General features: G+C 29.9%; 20 protein-coding genes and 3 pseudogenes. 14 read left to right on the top strand and 9 right to left on the bottom strand.

The annotated features are described in order from the left end of the window. The first annotated feature begins 81 nt into the window (after positions 1 to 81). Complete coding sequence (locus PYW44_RS11295; protein WP_057511683.1) at positions 82 to 501, top strand: MarR family winged helix-turn-helix transcriptional regulator; 420 nt, start codon at positions 82 to 84, stop codon at positions 499 to 501. Positions 502 to 562: 61 nt separating this feature from the next. Here the strand turns inward: PYW44_RS11295 and PYW44_RS11290 are convergent. From PYW44_RS11290 to PYW44_RS11265, 6 genes and pseudogenes are all read right to left on the bottom strand, one after another. Further along, positions 563 to 967, bottom strand: a pseudogene (locus PYW44_RS11290) (HAD-IA family hydrolase); the annotation flags it as partial. 195 nt (positions 968 to 1,162) lie between these two features. Then, positions 1,163 to 2,098 carry a low temperature requirement protein A gene (locus tag PYW44_RS11285; RefSeq protein ID WP_057511682.1) on the bottom strand — a complete coding sequence of 312 codons (936 nt, stop codon included), beginning with the start codon at positions 2,096 to 2,098 and terminating at the stop codon, positions 1,163 to 1,165. A gap of 28 nt (positions 2,099 to 2,126) precedes the next feature. Then, positions 2,127 to 3,095, bottom strand: coding sequence for a type 1 glutamine amidotransferase family protein (locus tag PYW44_RS11280; protein ID WP_057511681.1), 969 nt, complete (start codon positions 3,093 to 3,095; stop codon positions 2,127 to 2,129). A 17-nt stretch (positions 3,096 to 3,112) separates the two neighbouring features. Next, the gene (locus PYW44_RS11275; RefSeq protein ID WP_057511680.1) at positions 3,113 to 3,460 is read right to left on the bottom strand and encodes a MerR family transcriptional regulator; all 348 of its coding nucleotides are present in this window, start codon (positions 3,458 to 3,460) and stop codon (positions 3,113 to 3,115) included. A 46-nt stretch (positions 3,461 to 3,506) separates the two neighbouring features. Continuing rightward, positions 3,507 to 3,827, bottom strand: coding sequence for a hypothetical protein (locus PYW44_RS11270; protein ID WP_002508641.1), 321 nt, complete (start codon positions 3,825 to 3,827; stop codon positions 3,507 to 3,509). Positions 3,828 to 3,859: 32 nt separating this feature from the next. After that, positions 3,860 to 4,618: an SDR family oxidoreductase gene (locus tag PYW44_RS11265; protein WP_115076059.1), complete on the bottom strand. Its 759-nt coding sequence runs from the start codon at positions 4,616 to 4,618 to the stop codon at positions 3,860 to 3,862. A gap of 290 nt (positions 4,619 to 4,908) precedes the next feature. Here PYW44_RS11265 and PYW44_RS11260 point away from each other — a divergent pair, with 290 nt between their 5' ends. Further along, positions 4,909 to 5,739, top strand: coding sequence for a nucleotidyltransferase domain-containing protein (locus PYW44_RS11260; protein ID WP_069828180.1), 831 nt, complete (start codon positions 4,909 to 4,911; stop codon positions 5,737 to 5,739). Positions 5,740 to 5,944: 205 nt separating this feature from the next. Next, entirely contained in the window at positions 5,945 to 6,493 is a 549-nt protein-coding gene (locus tag PYW44_RS11255; protein WP_115076058.1) for a recombinase family protein, read from the top strand. A gap of 91 nt (positions 6,494 to 6,584) precedes the next feature. On the opposite strand, the gene PYW44_RS11250 is transcribed toward PYW44_RS11255, so the two are convergent. Together PYW44_RS11250 and PYW44_RS11245 are read right to left on the bottom strand one after the other, a co-directional pair. Further along, positions 6,585 to 7,202, bottom strand: coding sequence for a LysE/ArgO family amino acid transporter (locus PYW44_RS11250; protein WP_107510548.1), 618 nt, complete (start codon positions 7,200 to 7,202; stop codon positions 6,585 to 6,587). Between the two features lie 2 nt (positions 7,203 to 7,204). Next, positions 7,205 to 8,176 (bottom strand): fatty acid desaturase family protein, encoded by a 972-nt coding sequence (locus PYW44_RS11245; protein ID WP_115076057.1) that lies wholly within the window; start codon positions 8,174 to 8,176, stop codon positions 7,205 to 7,207. A gap of 97 nt (positions 8,177 to 8,273) precedes the next feature. Here PYW44_RS11245 and PYW44_RS11240 point away from each other — a divergent pair, with 97 nt between their 5' ends. After that, entirely contained in the window at positions 8,274 to 9,683 is a 1,410-nt protein-coding gene (locus PYW44_RS11240; protein ID WP_107510547.1) for an aminotransferase-like domain-containing protein, read from the top strand. A gap of 200 nt (positions 9,684 to 9,883) precedes the next feature. On the opposite strand, the gene PYW44_RS11235 is transcribed toward PYW44_RS11240, so the two are convergent. After that, positions 9,884 to 10,228: a winged helix-turn-helix transcriptional regulator gene (locus tag PYW44_RS11235; protein ID WP_002508649.1), complete on the bottom strand. Its 345-nt coding sequence runs from the start codon at positions 10,226 to 10,228 to the stop codon at positions 9,884 to 9,886. A gap of 90 nt (positions 10,229 to 10,318) precedes the next feature. Between PYW44_RS11235 and hxlA the strand changes: the two genes are divergently transcribed. The 10 genes and pseudogenes from hxlA to PYW44_RS11185 all read left to right on the top strand — a co-directional run bounded on the left by hxlA (position 10,319) and on the right by PYW44_RS11185 (position 19,255). After that, a complete protein-coding gene (hxlA, locus tag PYW44_RS11230; RefSeq protein ID WP_021339534.1) occupies positions 10,319 to 10,951 on the top strand; it encodes a 3-hexulose-6-phosphate synthase in 633 nt (210 codons plus the stop codon). Between the two features lie 2 nt (positions 10,952 to 10,953). Next, positions 10,954 to 11,502 carry a 6-phospho-3-hexuloisomerase gene (hxlB, locus tag PYW44_RS11225; RefSeq protein WP_026113523.1) on the top strand — a complete coding sequence of 183 codons (549 nt, stop codon included), beginning with the start codon at positions 10,954 to 10,956 and terminating at the stop codon, positions 11,500 to 11,502. 438 nt (positions 11,503 to 11,940) lie between these two features. Further along, positions 11,941 to 12,056 (top strand): annotated as a pseudogene (locus tag PYW44_RS11220) (DUF536 domain-containing protein); the annotation flags it as partial. Positions 12,057 to 12,435: 379 nt separating this feature from the next. Continuing rightward, a pseudogene (locus tag PYW44_RS11215) lies at positions 12,436 to 12,859 on the top strand (Rossmann-fold NAD(P)-binding domain-containing protein); the annotation flags it as partial. A gap of 129 nt (positions 12,860 to 12,988) precedes the next feature. Further along, entirely contained in the window at positions 12,989 to 13,513 is a 525-nt protein-coding gene (locus PYW44_RS11210) for a hypothetical protein (RefSeq protein WP_021339537.1), read from the top strand. 619 nt (positions 13,514 to 14,132) lie between these two features. Continuing rightward, a complete protein-coding gene (locus PYW44_RS11205) occupies positions 14,133 to 15,632 on the top strand; it encodes an NAD-dependent epimerase/dehydratase family protein (RefSeq protein ID WP_021339538.1) in 1,500 nt (499 codons plus the stop codon). A 46-nt stretch (positions 15,633 to 15,678) separates the two neighbouring features. After that, positions 15,679 to 16,179 carry a TspO/MBR family protein gene (locus PYW44_RS11200; protein ID WP_021339539.1) on the top strand — a complete coding sequence of 167 codons (501 nt, stop codon included), beginning with the start codon at positions 15,679 to 15,681 and terminating at the stop codon, positions 16,177 to 16,179. Positions 16,180 to 16,183: 4 nt separating this feature from the next. Further along, positions 16,184 to 16,657 (top strand): glycosyl-4,4'-diaponeurosporenoate acyltransferase CrtO family protein, encoded by a 474-nt coding sequence (locus PYW44_RS11195; protein WP_021339540.1) that lies wholly within the window; start codon positions 16,184 to 16,186, stop codon positions 16,655 to 16,657. Next, a complete protein-coding gene (locus PYW44_RS11190) occupies positions 16,658 to 18,148 on the top strand; it encodes a phytoene desaturase family protein (RefSeq protein ID WP_115076056.1) in 1,491 nt (496 codons plus the stop codon). It abuts the gene before it with no gap. Positions 18,149 to 18,220: 72 nt separating this feature from the next. Beyond that, positions 18,221 to 19,255: a glycosyltransferase family 2 protein gene (locus tag PYW44_RS11185; RefSeq protein WP_257211330.1), complete on the top strand. Its 1,035-nt coding sequence runs from the start codon at positions 18,221 to 18,223 to the stop codon at positions 19,253 to 19,255. The last annotated feature ends 26 nt before the right edge of the window (positions 19,256 to 19,281 follow it).

Raw genomic sequence — 19,281 nt, 5'->3', positions numbered from 1 at the left:
TGTAACAAAACTATTTCTTGCTAGAATGTATCATGATATAATAAACTAGTCAATATTATTAATTTAAGTGAGGTTTTAATTATGGAATTAGATAATTGTATAAATTATTTACTAAGTACTTCACAGAATAAAGTGTTTAAACATTTTAAAAGTTTATTAAATCCTTACAATACTACTCCGGCAGAATATGGTGTTTTGAATTGTTTAATTAATAGTAAATTAAATACACCTAAAGCGATTGGTAATACTTTAAATTTAGAACCGTCAACAATATCTGGAATACTAGATAAGATGTCAAAAAAAGGGCTGATAACACGTAGAACTGATAATGAAAACAGAAGAACTGTGTTAATTAGTAGTACAGATAAAGCAAAAGACTTATGGCCGACATTAGAAAAAATAGCCAATCAACTCAATAATGACTACTTTTCAAATCTAACTAATGAGGAAATTGAAAGTTTTAAAAAGGTATTACTAAAAATAAATAAAAGTGATTTTTAATTTTCATAGTATAAAAGAGGGGACTTAAGAAATGATTTTCTTAAGCCCCCTCTTTTATATTTTATTTCCATTCTAATATACCACTTAAATCTTGATAAATGATGTTGGGTTCTAAATTCAATTCTTCAATCGGAAGATTTTGACGATTTATCCAAGCGGTTTGAAAACCATAATTTTTTGCACCGGATATATCCCATCCATTTGAAGACATAAATAACACTTCTTCTGGTTTGACTTCTAAAATTTGTGATACATAATGATATGACTCGATAGTTGGTTTAAAATGTTTTACTTCGTCAGCACTAATTATTTGATCAAATTCACCTGATAATTCAGATTTCTCAATTAGAGGGTCTAGCATATCATGTGAACCGTTTGAAAACACAGCAAGTTTTTTATTTTTTAATTGATTTAGTACTTCTTTAACTTCTGAATAGGGAGTAAGATACAAATATTCTTTTAAAAGATTGTTTGTGATACAAAATCTCTCAATATAAAATTGAGGATATCATTTTCTATTGCATAAAGTTTCTCTAATAAATTGTAAAAATCCTTCAGCTATAACTGAAGGATTTTTGCAGTTTATTTTAATATAATATCTCACGCGTAATTTTTTTCTATAAAGTTAAAGAACTATAAAAAGAAAAGTATAAAGAGCAATTTATGCTTTCTCCTTATGTAAGCCTATATTTGTTAATATACTGACTATAAATAAAACTAAGAATAGTATGAATCCATATATTTCAGATGTATTCAGATGTTCATGAGATAACAGTTTATTCATAATTAAAAACATCATATCTAATGAAAATATTAATAATAAATGTACATAAATTGTTGTGAATCCTGTTTTGTTTGTTGTGTTTTTATCTGTTGATTTATAGTGATGAACATATATAACAAATAAACACGTAATAAAGGCGAAACATAATGCATATAAAATATTTAAGCGGGTCAATTCAATATTTTGTATTAATAAAACTAGGCCTTCACCAAATAATAAAATCACTAATAAGCTTAATCGTTCAGTCAAATGGTTAAAGAATATAGGGTTACGATATGAAGTCTTATAAAAGAGTAGCGGAAAGACTGCTACGATAAAAATTCCTATAAAATACACCCTAAAATTAATCGGTGATGGCAACATTATAGATATTATAGAAAGAATAATTGTTAATAATAAACCAATCATATAAACTTTAACCAATTTCATATCTACTTTCGCATTGGTAAATTTATAATTAATGAAGTATTGTATAAAAATACTTAGATATACCAAGGCTGACATTAAAACAAATGGAAGAAATGTTTGTTGAAAATCGCTATTTATAGCTTTAGACAATATAACGATTAAATACATATCTATAAACACAAAGATGTATTGATACCATTTTTGATTGAAGAACCTATTAACTAAAAGTGTACGGTAAACCCATATAGAGAAAAAGACGAGAAAAAGCATGAAGCTTTTTCCTAGTTCTTCTAAAGACATTAAATTATGTGAAATGCCTTCTGCAGTCTGATTAATAGTAGATAAAATATAAACAAATATTAAATCGAAAAATAATTCTGTCATGCTGACTTCTCTTTTCTTCATTTTTCCACTCCTAAACCTGGTCTTTTAATTATTTAGGTAAAATTTCCTTCAGTTTATCTGTTTGATCATCTATAGCTTGTGGTCCATTACCAGTTAATAATTTTCTGGTTTTATCATATACAACAAGCGATTTTGTAAAGTTTTTTGTTGTTTTAACATTGAAATTATAGGAAATTAACTTTTTATCTACGTAATAGTGTAACCGCGTCTTTTTATTTTTTATTTTAGGGTACCCAGATATTAACATGAACAACTCACCTATTTTAGGTACTGTAGTTATATGGGCGCCTTCGTATAATGATTTGTCATAATTATACGGTTTACCTTTATCATCAATTCTGAGTCTAGCAGACGTTAAAGCAATGGGCGCATGACATATTAAAGAAGTGATGACTTTTTGTTCTGACAATTGATTTAACACTTCGCCTAATTCTGGGTTATCTAAGAAATCTACCATAGGCGCATGCCCTCCAGGTAGGTGCACGAATGATAAATTTTCAAAACTAAAATCATTGTTATTATCAGCATTGTTTTCCAATAATTCTTTTAAAGAATAAAATTTCTTTTCTTCTAAGTCATCCATTTTTCTAACAATCTGTTTTCTAAATTCTTTCGTCTCTTCATCTGTGTTACTCAAATTTTGCGATACAGGCAGTTTTCCAAGTAAATCGTATAAAGTGTTTAATTCCTTTTCTCTGCGGTCGACAAGTTTGGTATTCTTTTGACGATAATTAGTGGGATCTTTATAAAATTTTTCTTTCACAGACGCAATGCCTAGCTTTTCTCCAGCTTGCATACTTAAAGATTCCCCATTAATATCTAATGTCGGTTTTTCGCCATTTGGCGTAGCGAAAATAAATTCATAATCGTCTTTAAAAGTGTCCAATATTTTTCCCATTTCAACTAAAAAGAATCCTGTGTCTATTTTTTGTTTAGTGGGATTATTTAATGGTAGTTCATTTGCTGATGATATAATTATTAAAGCTTGTTTTTTCATAGTATACCTCGATTCTCTTATTCGTTTTCCAATAATTTGAATTTTTCTTCTAATACTTTAAGACCTTCATCTATAAGTCTTTTTTGTTCTATTAAATTTTTTTGATGTTCTAAAAATATGTCTTTTCGTTTCATTTTGGTAGAACTTCCTTGATGATACAATTCAGCAATTTCTTTTAACTTTGATACAGGCATATGTGTCTGACGCATACATTTTATAAATTCAATCCAATATAGGTCTTCTACTGAAAAATCTCTATAGCCATTCTTATTTCTGGTAACAAATGGAAAAAGCCCTGCTTTGTCATAGTATCGAATAGTATGTTCACTGATGCCTAAATTATCGGCTACTTGCTTTACTTGCATAATTTACCTCCTAAAAAAGGTGACTTTATAAAGTCACCTTTTTGGTCTATTTAATAAGTTGAACTAGTAAATCTTCATAGTCATTATGGATAATAGCTTCAAACCCAAATGTTGATACCATATCACTCTTTAATGACTCCACAGTGTTATAACCAATGAGTTCAGGATCATCTATTTTTAAACCAATTCGTTTAATGTCATTATGGAATAAATTATTTTGATGAGATAGCTCAATTATTTCTTCAGCTAAAGATTTAACGTAATTATTACTTGGCAAAGATACGTTCTTATCATCTATGACCTTTTCTTCCGTAATAATCTTAATATCTGTTTCATTTTCTTTAAATATTGCTAAAAAGTAATACATATCAAAATGACCTCCTTATTCTTTAAAGTTAACTAGCGTGTCGTATAACCGCCATTTGCAAATAATGTTTGTCCATTTATCCACCAACCATCTAAAGTTAAGAAAGTAATAATTGGCGCGATGTCTTCTATATTTGTAAGTTGATTATGAAGTGCTTGGGATTTATGGAATGCCACAGCATCTTCGCCTTCTTGAGGATAGAAGAAAGGTGTGTCCATTGGTCCAGGTGCCACCGCATTAACAGAAATGCCTCTATCCATAAACTCTGATGATGCTGCGCGTGTATAATGCTCGACAGGCGCTTTTCCTCCAGCGTAAGTTGAATAAAATCCTGTATAAGCAGCAAGTAATGCAGTGGCTAGAGTGATAATCTTACCATTATCATTCATAGACTTTTCAGCATATTTAATAAAGAAATAAGCTGACTTTGCATTGATATCTGCCATACTATCGAACTCTTCTTCAGTCGTTTCTGAAATAGGTTTTTTAAGTACTTTTCCTACTGTATTTATTGCGATATCAACTTTTCCAAACGTCTCCTCAGCATGTTGGAATAAAGCTTGGACATTACTAACCTTAGTTAAATCACCAGAAAATAATGTACCTTGTCCACCTAGTTCTTCAGCTTTTGAAAGTGTAGCTTTAGCATCATCTAAAGACTTTTCATTATGATAATGGATTACTAATTTAGCCCCATCTTTAGCGTAAGTAGTACTTAATAAGCCACCAAGGTTCTTAGCACCACCAGCAATAACTACAACTTTGTCTTGTAAACTATCAAATTTACCCATATTATATAACCTCCTTTGAATATATTTCAATCATAAACCTTAGACTGCGATATCAAGCAAGTGTTTGTTGGAAAATTCTAATCACTTTTTTAGTGGTATCTTTTTGTGTCATTAGAGCCTATCCTAAGCGAACAATAAAAAATCCTTTGTAAAATCCAGTTTCTATTTGTACGATTAGGACGTATGAGAATGAGTGTTTAATAGAACCCTTATTGAAAAAGAAGTCCCTTTTTATAAATTTTATTAATATAGTAGAGTATAGAATTCGAAATAATAAAGGAGCGAGATAAATGAATGCTGTAGATCATACAATTCAAAAAATAGTAGAAGAAATAAGTGGATTGCCCGGAGTTGTAGGAGTTGTGTTAGGTGGTTCTCGAGCAAAAGGTAATCATAGACCGGATTCTGATATAGATATAGGCATCTATTATGATGAAACACAAGGATTTAATACAGACAATATTGAAAAAGCAGCATTAAAAATTAACGATGAGAAAAAAGATGACTTAATTACATCCTTAGGAGATTGGGGAGAATGGATCAACGGCGGTGGATGGCTGCTTGTGAATGGTTATCATGTAGACTTAATTTTCCGTGATATTAAAAAAGTGAATGAAGTAATAAAAGATTGTTTGTCAGGTAAAGTAACTATTCATTATCAAACCGGTCATCCTCATGGTTTTTTGAACGTTATGTATATGGGCGAGTTAAATATTTGTAAAATTTTAGCTGATCCACAAAATAAATTAAGCGAGCTTAAAAATAAGACTTTTCCGTACCCTCCTAAAGTTAAACAATCAATAACTCAATTCTTTGCTTTTGAAGCTTCATTTTCCTTTATGTTTATCGAAGACAACATTAATAAGAATGATATTTCGTATATAATGGGGCATTTATTTCGATGTATTTCTTGCTTAAATCAAGTTATTTTTGCGAAAAATGAAATTTATTGTATTAATGAAAAGAAATCTGTAGCTATGATCAATGAATTCCCAATAAAACCTAAAAATTATAAAAATCGAATCGATAATATTGTGTCTTCTCTTTCAATGGATGAATATAAAACGAAGCAATCTATTGAAGAATTAAGAAAAATAATTGAAGAAACCAATAGATTATAACCAATCGTTTTTGACACAAAACCTCTTAACTTAATATTAAGAGGTTTTTCTTGGATATTTAAGTCTATAAACTTGTGTTATAATCAATGTATCATAAATATCAAAAATCATGAGTTTTTAGACGATGAGAGACGCGTTTATTTGCATCGAGAATTAGATTTCGTTAATAAGTGCCCATAAAACGATTAAAAGAGGTGGTATTGAAATGGCTAAAATTGGTTATGCACGTGTATCAACACAAGATCAAAGTCTTGATGGACAGATTGATACACTTGAGGAATATGGTTGTGAACGTATCTTTAGCGAGAAAGCGAGCGGTCGCAAAACGAAAAGAACAGAACTTGATAAGTGTTTAGATTATTTACGCGAAGGAGATATCCTAGTTATCTATAAACTAGATCGTCTTGGACGTACAACAAAACAGTTAATTGAGCTATCGCAATGGTTGGATGATAATAGCATTGATTTACATATTATAGATATGAACGTATCGACTAAAGATGCGATGGGCAAGATGTTCTTTACCATGATGAGTGCATTCGCTGAACTTGAAGCTAACTTATTAAGTGAACGAACAAAAAAAGGATTAGAAGCAGCACGAGCAAGAGGGCGAAAAGGCGGCAGACCTTCATTGCCTGACCATAAGAAAAGAGAAATTAAATTTCTATACGATGAACAAAAACTTACAGGCGAAGAGATTGCTAAACAAACAGGTGTTAGTCGCTCTACAGTATATAGAGTGCTTAAGAATTAAACTTGGTAAAAAATATATTACTTAAGACTCTTAAAAGTTTTTTAAGAGTCTTAAGTAATTCGTAGGCATATAGATTTTAATAACACTGTATTTACAAAATTAAGTCTATAATGTTTTTGACAATGATTAAACTAACTATAATCACAATAATACTTGAAAATTTGTTTAATAATATTATGTACTTTCCAGTTTTATCTATAGATCCTAGTAATTTCCCAAGTATTGCTAATAAAATAAACCATAGCCAAGAAACTACAATAGTAGAAGTACTAAACAATAACTTATCTGTTCCAGAATAAACTGAAGCGCTTGTTCCAATAACACCAACCGTATCCATAATAGCATGTGGGTTCAATAGTGAGACAGATAAAGCAAAACCTATTTGCTTTTTTGCGCTCATAGAATCATAATTTTCTAAGTTATTCGGCTTTTCCTTCCACAGTGACCAAGCCATATATAGTAGAAATATAAGGCCAATGATATAGACTATTAACTGTAAAGTAGGTAGGGACATCAGTATTAATGAAACCCCTAATATTGCAAGAACTATTAAAAATGTATCACAAAGACCTGCTGTTATTATTACAGGCAAAGCACTTATGATTTTTTTTTGATTCGCTCCTTGATTAAATACAAATACATTTTGTGCACCTAAAGGTAGAATAAGTCCTAATGCTAATAAAAATCCATGAATTATAGGTTGTAACATAATTAGCTCTCTTTCGTTTTATGATTTGGTGTACAAATATCTTTTACTACGCTATAAAACCCTGGTAGTGTAGTTTTGAAAAAACCCGTACAATGGTGTGCTTCTCTATACTTTTTGTCATTCATCAAAATAATATGTGCTTTTTTCAAATTATAGTGAGGAATAGCTGGGAACAAATGATGAACTAAATGATAATTATCATGATGTGGATGAAACAAATAAATCGTCCAAGGCATGCCAAATGTATTTCTACTAGCTGTTAACTCAGAATCATTATTTAAACCAGAATGCTCAGCCATTTCCGCCCAATAACGTATAATTTGAAAAGTTGTTAGAAGTGGTATAAACCAGAAAATTATAAGATATAGCCAAAAATTAAAAACTATAGAAACAATGATTACAGTTAACCATAAAATATTTCTAGTCCACAATTCTGCTTTTGGTATATCTTTATTATAAAGGTTAGCTGATACAGTACCTAATATGTATTTAGGTACATGGAATAAAAATAACACTTTTATAATATGATTTTTTATGAATTTATTTGTACTTTCTTGGGGCTTGTCTAATCCAACAAATCTATATCTTTTAGTATCGGGGTCATTTTCTTCGTCCCATAAGTTTCTATGATGCTGAAAATGCGAATTACAATATGCAGTGAAGCTTGTGAATATTGGAAAAGCTACAAAAACACATGTAATCCATTTATTATAAAATTTATTAGTAAACAATGATTGATGGCATGCCTCATGCATTAGGTTATCAAAAGCTCTCATACGACTACCAATTAAAATTATACTAAGTATATAAATAAAAATACTTCCTGTATATATACTTAAGTAAACACTTCCTAAAATTACCAACCAATCTAAAATCAGATAAATAATATTATGATAATTATCTTTCTTCATCAATGGTCTTAATTCTTTTTTTATTTTCTTAGGAAAAACTGCTTTTTCTAATTTTTTTGCCATTACTACTCCCTCCTTAACTTGTATGTTATAATAATTAGAAAATTTAAAAACCTACCAGATTTTTAAAAAAATCCCAACCAGATTTATAGGAGTAATTATGAGTAAATTTCATTATAAAAATATAATTGATGATTTAATTAATAAGATAAACAATGGAGTATTAAAGCCAGGAGATAAATTGCCATCTCAACGAGAAATTTCAAAACATTATAATGTAAACAGGTCAACTGTAGTACAAGCTTTAGACATTTTAAAAAGTCATGGAGTACTAGATTCTATAGAAAAACAGGGAGTGTATGTATCCCCATATAAGTGGAACGCCTACATCACAAGCAATATTCAATGGCAAGACTATATAGGGAATAGTGTGTCTAAAAACAATCAGTATTATATTCAAAGGATTAATGACTTAGAATTTGATTCCAATATTGTACGTTTAGGTACTGGGGAATTGGCACCTGATCTTATTCCTAATGATTTATTTAAAGAGATTATAGTTAATGATATAGACAAACCACTATATACAAATTATGAAGAACCAAAAGGTAAAGTGGATCTTAGAGTTGAAATTGTTAAATATATGAAAAAAAGAGGTGTGAATTGTGACTTAAATAACATATGTATAACCTCAGGAGCCCTACAGGGGTTAAAGTTGATAGCCGATGGTTTGTTGATTCCACAATCAAAAATCATTATTGAAACACCATCTTATATTAATTCAGTACGGACATGGCATAATATTAGTTCTCCAATTGTTCCTTTAACTATTAATTATATAAAACAAAATATCAATAATATATTCAAAGCGAGCAGTAACTACAAAAATAGTATATTTTATTGTATCCCAACATTACATAATCCTACTCAAAATACATATACAAAAGATGAAAAACAAAAAATTATAGATCAATGTCACAACAATGGTATACCTATCGTAGAAGATGATATATATGCAGATTTATGGTTTGATTCGGAAAGGCATGCACCGATGAAATCTTTAAAAAATAGTAATAATGTTTTGTATCTCGGTAGTTTATCTAAAACGGTAAGTCCAGGTTTACGCATAGGATGGATAGTAGCAGATAAAAATGTAATTCGTCATTTATCTGATTTAAAAATGCAAAATGATTATGGAGCTAGTTCTATATCTCAGCATATTGCTAAAGAATGGTTAAGTACCTATCATGAACAACATATTAAAGAACTAAAAATTAAGTTAGAAAAGAAAAAGAATGTATTTTTAAAATCTTTAAAGAACCATTTATCCGAATACGGGGAGTGGAACTACCCCCATGGATCATTCTATATTTGGTTTAAGCTAACTATTTCAGTCAATGTTAAAACTATATTTAATGAAGCAATCAAAGAAAACATCCTTATTCAACCAGGAGAAATTTATGATAGTAAATCCACAAGTTATATCCGTTTTTCATACTCTTATATTAATGAAGATGAAATTGATAGAAGTCTAAAAAAATTAAGTAGTATTATTGAAAGAATAAGATAAAAAAGAGTGTATAGTTTAATTAAACCATACACTCTTTTTTCTAAGTTGAAATATACTCTAAACGTCTATTTAGCGTGTACTTATATGTCTCTGAGTCGTTCTCTATTTATATCAATCTACTAGTCAATATAAAAACATATCAATATTCCTGAAAGAGATTATATAAAGTTCGGTTCAATTTTTCTTCTTTAAAAAATTAACTAATTTTCATTATTAATTAATTTCAAATATTCATCTCCCCATTCACAAATACCATAGACCACATTGTCGAGAGACAAACCAACACTAGTTAATCGATATTCAACTTTTGGAGGGACTACTGGATATATAGTTCTTTTTATTATCATATCCTTTTCAAGCTCCCTTAATTGTCTAATTAACATTCTTTGATTAATATCTGGTAATTTTTTTTCTAATTCACTCAACCTAAGTACTTCTGATTGTAATAAATGATAAATAATAGGGATTTTCCATCTACCACCAATTACTGATAAAGCTAAATCTTTAGAAGTGTAAAATAATTTATTATTATATTCTATTAACAATTTCTTCTCCTCAGTGACGTATTTGTCAGTATTGTATTTCCGAAGTTATTATAGCATAATGAATATATAATATATAGGAGGTAATAACATATGGAATTACAATTAGCGATTGATTTATTAAATAAAGAGGATGCTACAGAATTAGCAAATAAAGTTAAAGATTATGTAGATATCGTAGAAATTGGAACACCAATTGTTATAAATGAAGGATTACCAGCTGTACAACATTTAAATGATAATATTGATGGTGTAAAAGTATTAGCAGATTTAAAAATTATGGATGCTGCCGATTACGAAGTAAGCCAAGCAGTTAAATTTGGTGCAGACGTAGTAACAATTTTAGGCGTTGCAGAAGATGCATCAATTAAAGCTGCAGTTGATGAAGCACATAAACATGGCAAACAATTATTAGTAGATATGATTGCAGTACAAGATTTAGAAAAACGTGCGAAAGATTTAGATGATTTAGGCGCAGATTATATCGCTGTTCATACTGGTTATGACTTACAAGCTGAAGGTCAATCTCCTTTAGAAAGTTTACGTAAAGTTAAATCTGTAATTAGTAATTCTAAAGTAGCAGTTGCAGGTGGTATTAAACCAGATACAATTAAAGATATTGTTGCAGAAAATCCTGATTTAATTATTGTTGGTGGCGGCATTGCAAATGCTGATGATCCTGTAGAAGCTGCTAAACAATGTAGAGCTGCGATTGAAGGAAAATAATGATGACAGAAATCACAAATTATCGTTTAATACTAGATGAAATAGACAACACATTATCACATGTGAAAGACAGTGAAGCCGAAACGTTTTTAAAGCAAATTATTAAAGCAGAGCAAGTTTTTGTATCTGGAAAAGGACGTTCGGGTTTTGTAGCAAATAGTTTTGCGATGAGATTGAATCAGCTTGGGAAGGGTGCACATGTAGTTGGCGAGTCCACTACACCTTCCATTACAGAAAAAGATTTGTTTGTTATCCTTTCTGGCTCAGGTTCGACAGAGCATTTAAGATTATTAGCAGATAAAGCTAAAGCTGTAGGTGCAGAAGTTGTATTATTGTCAACAAATCCAACGTCAAAGATTGGTGAACTTGCAAATGCAGTGATTGAATTACCGGCGGGAACGAAATATGATGCTGAAGGTTCAGCACAACCTCTAGGTAGCTTATTTGAACAAGCATCACAAGTGTTTTTAGATAGTATTGTTTTAGATTTAATGACTGAGATAAACGTTGATGAAGAAACAATGCAGCAAAATCATGCTAATCTGGAATAAAACCTACAAAAGATAATTCACTTTAATACTCCACATTTATTTGTGGAGTATTTTTAATTTAAAGAAACGCCTTGAGATATTTCCTAGTAGTTATAAAAATTAATTAGTATTGAATATCACTACTACATTTTTGAAAAGTGATGTAGATTTATAGCCATAATTTTTAGATTTACATTGACGATACTGCATCAAAAGAAAAAGTCAATCTACTTTTTCTAGGTTGACTTTTATTTTTATATCTAAAGGCACACTTACACACCTAAAAAACGTCGTGCTAAAAACAAATTTACATATGGTAATCCAATATCCTTATTATACATTTTAACAGTTGGTTTAAAGGAAACTTTAAAAATATATAATTTTTAACCTATTCAATTACATTTGTTTCTTAAAACGCATATATGATCCAGAATAGAAAAGAGTTGCAGGAAAGATTAAAGATTGCTTAAGAATCAGCAAGTTTTGGCGTTAGAGAGTAATAAAAAAGATTCAAAAATCAATTAGAGGAAGAGAGGCTGCTTAATTATTCCTTTGATACACCTACTAATGATAGATAAAAAGTGGATGTGTAAGAAGCATCATATACTACAGACGCTGTAAATATTAATCAACATCAGGAAGAAAAAAGGGTGAATAAACACAACTGAAAAAGGCTTTTGGAGTCGTTTGTTAGTAACTAATTGTAATTAAAAAGGTGCGACAAGCTCATAAACTTGTCGTACCTTTTTATGTGAATCGTACTTCTGATACTCATCAATTTAATTTTAAATTTAAGTTCATTTATCAATAAAATTGGGTATTATTTATTAAGAGACGTGGAACTCTTGCCACACTTATATCAAATTAATTTAATTGTAATGAGCAATTTAGCTTATTATGAAAAAGATGAGCTGAGGCAAGCATGTACCTGCTCGTTTTAAAATTGGAGGCTAAATTTACGAAAAAATTCTATTAACAGGTGCTTCAGCATATATAGAAAATAAGTCTAATGAACAAAATGTTACATGGAAATCTTCAGATTTATTTGATTTAAATGAGATAACAGAAGTAATGAAAAACGTAGATATCGCTATATATCTTGTTCATTCGATCATACCTTCATCTAAGTTAACACAAGCAAGTTTTGAAGATATAGATGAAATATTAGCAGATAATTTTGCTAAAGCATCAAGGTTTTAATAAAGTTAAACATATCATATTTATGAGTGACCTAATTCCAAATACGAATGAATTACCACCATGTTTAAGAAGTCGCTTAGAGTGTAAAGACATTTTAGGAGCATATGGTGTGCCAGTAACTACGTTGAGAGCTGGACTAATTATAAGTGCTAAGGGAAGTTCTTATCCAATACTAAAAAATTGGTATCCAATGCTCGTTTTTATATAGTTAATATGAAATTTATATTCGTAGATTGTTGAATATAAATTGTTTTATGCTATGTTTAATTTCCTACTACTATTTCCTAAAAAAGAAAAGGAGCTAAATATGATTAATATTATATCAGCGATAGGATCGCTTGGAACATTTATTATGGCGTTATTTTATTTTGTATCAGTATCAGTTCAACTTTACCAAATGAAAATAAGTTTTATTCCTGCATTAGGATTTAATCAGATTTTATTAATTAGAGATAAAGACCAAAAATTAATTTTAAAAAACACCACTTCCAATGTGGAAGAAAATGAAGATTATTTGAAATTATATAATTTAGGAGGCGGTGCAGCAAAAAAAATCACCATTGAAGTTTTATTAGGTGAAGATAAAGTTATTCAAAAAAAGTATGTTAATATGTTACCTAGTAAAGAAGGTTATATGTTACCTATAAATAAGACAGTATTTGATGAATTAGAAGATACTATAAAAAATAACGGTTACGAATCCAATATGAATATTAAGTTATCCTATTATCATAATGTGAGTAGAAAAAAACAAGAAATATTTTTAAAAGGGCATATAGATGAATTCAATAACTACGAAGATAAGAACATTTATGAATTACAGTTTATTTAAAGTAATAAAATGAATGAAAAATAAGATAGTTAATAGTAAGGTCTTTCTTTAACAAAATGCTTTTTAATCATAAAATATGATAATGATTCTTATAATAATCGTATTTTTTATATCATCTCATTAGTTGATACTTTGCTTGTTCAGTTAACACTAACAAAAAAAAATAGAGTTCAGCTTGTTTTAAATATTGATTATGAGTTAATTATTTTATAAAAATACTAATCTACATTTTCATGATTAATTCATAAAATAACTAGCCTAGAATTACAAAGAGTGTAAATTTATGTCTATAATTAAAATTCTAGTTAGAAAAATCGTTCTTTATTAAAACAACATTTCATTTTGAAACGATTAATAGACTCCTTATGCATAAAGGAGTCTATTTTGTACTTCTGATAATCATCGATTATGTTAATAAATTAATAGTAAAATCAGTTTTATTTTAAATTTAAGTTAATTTATCAATAAAATTGGGTATAATTTTATTAAGAGACATAGGGCTCTTGCCATACTTATATTAAATTAATTTAATTGTAATGAGCAATTTAGCTTATTATGTAAAAGATGAGCTGAGGTAAGCATGTGCCTGCTCATCTTTTTAAAATTGGAGGCTAAATTTATGAAAAAAATTCTATTAACGGGTGCTTCAGGATATATAGGTAGCCATTTAATGAATAAATTAAAAGAAAATTATGAAATTATTGCTGTTTCTAGAAATATAGAAAATAAATCTAATGAACAAAATGTTACGTGGAAATCTGCAGATTTATTTGATTTAAATGAGATAACAGAAGTAATGAAAAATGTAGATATTGCTATATATCTCGTTCATTCGATGATGCCTTCGGCTAGGTTAACACAAGCAAGTTTTGAAGATATGGATGCAATATTAGCAGATAATTTTGCTAAAGCATCAAGTTTTAATAAAGTTAAACATATCGTATTTATGAGTGGATTAATTCCTAATACGAATGAATTATCTCCACATTTAAGAAGCCGTTTAGAGTGTGAACGTATTTTAGGAGCATATGGTGTGCCAGTAACTACATTGAGAGCGGGACTAATTATAGGTGCTAAGGGAAGTTCTTATCCAATACTTAAAAAATTGGTAGAACGTTTACCTGGTTTACTTCTACCTAAATGGGCATATAATACGACGTTGCCAGTCGCTATTGATGATGTCATTAATGGTTTGTATAAAATTGTAGAGCGTGATCCACAAGAGAATGAATCGATTGATATCGGCGGACCAAGTCATATGACATATAAAGACTTGTTCAATCAAACGGCACAGGTGTTAGACAAAAGCTTACCTACGCTGGATTTACCGATTATTCCAATTTGGTTAAGTAAATATTGGGTGAAACTAATTTCTGGTGTGCCGAAAGAAATGGTATATCCGTTAATGGACAGCTTAATACATGATATGATTAGAGATAATAAAAATATTGTGGAAGATATTTCTATTGGCAAAATTGATTATAAAGAAAGTGTACGTAACGCTTTAGAGGAAGAAGCTGTTACACAAAAGAAAAGTAAAAAAACAAGCAAGAGTGCTATCAAAGATGTTCGAGCAATTTCAAGAGTAACCTTGCCTATAGATATGACCATGAGTCAATTGGTAGAATTATATGCTAGTTTCTTAAATGAAATTACACTAAATGTTATTAATAGTAATTTCGATGAGGAGAATTTTACAATAACCGTACCATTTTTAAATAAGAAATTACTTTTATTAAGAAAAGACAGGGTTGCATCTAATGAAGAGAGTATTTTATATCGTATTGTCGGCGGAGATTTTGCTTTAGATTCAAATGGTGGTAACGCGAGATTAGAGTTTAGAAGGTTACCTTATAGTGATGAATGTATTATAGCATTACAGGAATATGAACCGACGCTACCTTGGTGGTTTTACAAGTATACGCAAGCTAAAATTCATAAAAGTGTGATGAATCTTTTCAAATTGAAGTTGAAAACTAAAAAAAGTACTGAAAAGGGAGGGTTTAACATGAAAAAATTCATCTTACCAGTCGTTATTGTAGGTGTGATTGTATTAAAAATATATGGATTAAAAAAATATCTAGCTAAAAATAATAATATGTCGAATGCTGAATTATAGCAGATAGATGTAATTAAATTCATATATATAAAAGAGGGGTTAACAATTGAAAGCTAATGATATAGTAAAATCAATTATAAAAGTTAAAATGCCGATTATAGGTGGGAAACTTATAGGAAAATTTGCAGTTAAAAACGCGCGCAAAGACTATAAGAAGAATATAAAACCACCTTTTTCACCGCCAGGCTATATATTTCCTATTGTGTGGCCAATACTTTATACAACAATGGGTGTAGCTTATGCAATCGTTACTAATAAATCAAATAACAAGAATTTAAAAGTTATATATTATACGCAATTAGGTCTAAACTATTTATGGTCGATATTGTATTTTAAATACAAGTTAAGATTTAGTGCTTTGATAGAGAGTTTTGTGTTACTTGGGGCGGTAATAACTACAACAGTAAAATTTTTCAACACGAAGAAAATTGCTGGAATAATATTGGTGCCATACATGCTTTGGAGTGCGTTCGCAACGTATTTAACTGTAGGGAACTGGTTATTGAATAAAGAGAATCCAAGCTATACAGAAAAAAACGGGAAATGAATCAATGAAAAAGATAATATATTATGGACTTTACTGGTTTATAGTTCAAATGATTATTGCACAGCTTGGTACGCGGATTAGCCATAAATGTTTAAAAAAAGATAATATATACTTTAGAAGTTGGAATTTTGAAAAAGAAGGTCAATTATGGCAAAAATTGGTTAAAGTTCAATATTGGAAAAATCAATTACCAGATGGTCAACGTATTAATTCAAATATTATTAGTAAAGCTGCTTTTGATACATCAAGTAATATGCATGAAGTAAGTCAGTTTATATTAGAAACGAGACGTGCGGAGCTTGTCCATTTGTTTTCAATATTGCCTGTTATCGCTTTTTTAAATTCGTCAAGAAGCATTAAAATTATTAATCTAATCTATGTCATTATAGCTAATGTACCGTGTATAATTGTGCAACGCTATAATCGACCTAAATTAGTACGTATATATTCGAAAATGCTAAAAAGAAAAGGTGATTAGATGAGAAAGAAGCAAGTAGTTGTCATTGGAGGGGGGCTAGGCGGCATTGCCAGTGCAATCCGCATGGCTCAAGCAGGTTATAATGTGAATTTGTATGAACAAAACAATCACATTGGTGGAAAAGTGAATAGATTAGAGGTAGAAGATTTTGGTTTTGATCTTGGCCCTTCTATCTTAACTATGCCTAAAATATTTCAAAGATTATTCCAGAAATGTGGTAAAAGGCTAGAAGATTATGTGCATATACGTAAATTAGATTTGCAGATAAGAAATGTCTATCCTGATGGTGAAATTGTAGATTTATATGAGTCTATGCAAGATACTTTGATAAATAATAGTGTAGTAACAGATAAAGATATAAAGCAACTCACTACATTCTTTAAATATGCGCAACAGATACATAAAGCTGCTGAAAGTAGTTATTTTGATAAAGGCTTAGACACAATGTCTGAAATCATTCGTTATCATGGGCCATTTTCAGCATTAAAAAAATATGATTACTTCCATACCATGCAACAAGCAATTGATAAAAGAGTAAACAATCCATATTTAAGAAAAATGCTAGGATATTTTATCAAGTATGTAGGTTCATCCTCTTATGACGCACCGGCTGTATTGAGTTTGCTGCCTCAAATGCAACATGATGAAGGATTATGGTATGTAGATGGAGGGATTCATAAATTAGCTGAGGCTATGGAGAAATTAGCGAGAGAATTAGGCGTAGATATCCATTTTGACGCATGTGTGAAACGTATAAATTATAATAGTGAAAATGAAGTTATTGGGATAACATTAGCAAATAATAAAGATATATATGCAGATTATATTATATCTAATATGGAAGTAATTCCTGTTTATAGAAATTTATTGAATTTTGATGAAAATAAAATAAATAAATTAGAGCGCAAGTTTGAACCAGCTAGTTCAGGTTACGTAATGCATCTAGGTGTTGATAAAATCTATCCAGAACTTAGTCATCATAATTTTTTCTTCTCTAATAATTCTAAAAAAAATTATAAAGAAGTCTTTCATCAATATGTCTTACCTCAAGATCCTACAATTTATGTGGTCAATACAAATAAAACAGATGACTCACAAGCGCCTGAGGGGCATGAAAATATAAAAATCCTGCCACATATACCTTATATTCAAGGACAGCCATTTAGCGAAGAGGCGTACCTTCAATTCCGAGAATGTATATTGGATAAATTAGAAAATATGGGATTAAAGGATTTGAGACAGCACATCGTATATGAGGATGTATGGACACCACATGACATAGAAAACACATATAATTCTAATAAAGGGGCTATTTATGGCGTAGTGTCGAGTAAAAAAAAGAATAAAGGATTTAAATTCCCTAAAAAAAGTCAATATTACAAAAATTTATATTTTGTAGGTGGCTCTGTAAATCCTGGGGCTGGCATGCCAATGGTCACTTTAAGTGGAATGCAAGTAGCAGAAGCTATTATCGCAGAAGAAAGTAGTTGATATCAGATGATACCATATATAATAGCTATAGCATTTACTTTATTTTCCATGATAAGTGGAAAGTATATGTACATGCGTCGAGCTACGATTAGTCGAAAAAGGAGTGAAAATAAGAAAGACGTCAGTATTATTATTCCTGCTAGAAATGAAGCGAAAAATTTACCTAAATTACTTAACAGTATTGCTAAAGACTCACAAATAGAAGTAATAGTCATGGATGATGATTCAACAGACAACACACCGGCAATTGCAAAACATTACGACGCAAAAGTACATACTGTTAATAACGATATGACATGGAAAGGGAAATCACATGCATGCTGGGAAGGAAGTCAGTATGCAACAAACGATTTATTGATGTTTATTGACGCTGATGTGCAATTTACAAGTGATGATAGTATATGGCGTATATTGTATCAATATAGCTTACAAGGAAATAAAGGTTTACTTTCTATACAGCCTTTCCATAAGATAAAACATTTATATGAAAATTGTTCTGCTATATTTAATTTAATGACGGTTGTAGGAATGAACAAATTTTCAATAAATAGGTCATTAAATGAGAGGCAAAGTGCATTCGGTCCATTAATTTTAACGAACAAGCGAGATTATGAACTGACACATGGCCATTTAAATGCTAAAGATAAAGTGATTGAAGGTTTTGCCTTAAGCAATGTATATCATAATCATGATTTACCTGTTGATTTATGTGAAGGGCAAGGCGTGGTAAATTTTAGGATGTATCCTCAGGGCTTTAGAGCGCTACTAGAAGGTTGGAGTAAACACTTTGCACTTGGTTCTAAAGCGACCAAAAGAGCCACACTTAGTTTAATTGTTTTATGGTTATTAGGATCTAGTATATCTACCTTGAGTATTCTATTTTCACTCAAACTAGGTATCTTATATTTAATTTTAGCAGTTACTATTTATTTTATTTATGCGCTGCAATTCCACAAATTTATTCGAAGAACGGGCGATTTTAATTTCATTGCAAGTATTTGCCACCCATGGCTATTTATCTGCTTTATTGGGATATTTTTTAAATCGTGGTTAGATATCAATGTGTTTAAACGCGTGCATTGGAAAGGCCGAAATATAGATTTATAGATTACGATTCACATGAATATAAAGAC

Origin of the sequence: Staphylococcus equorum (assembly GCF_029024965.1) — a bacterium.
Taxonomy (GTDB): domain Bacteria; phylum Bacillota; class Bacilli; order Staphylococcales; family Staphylococcaceae; genus Staphylococcus; species Staphylococcus equorum.
This window is presented reverse-complemented; position numbering and strand designations above follow the sequence as displayed.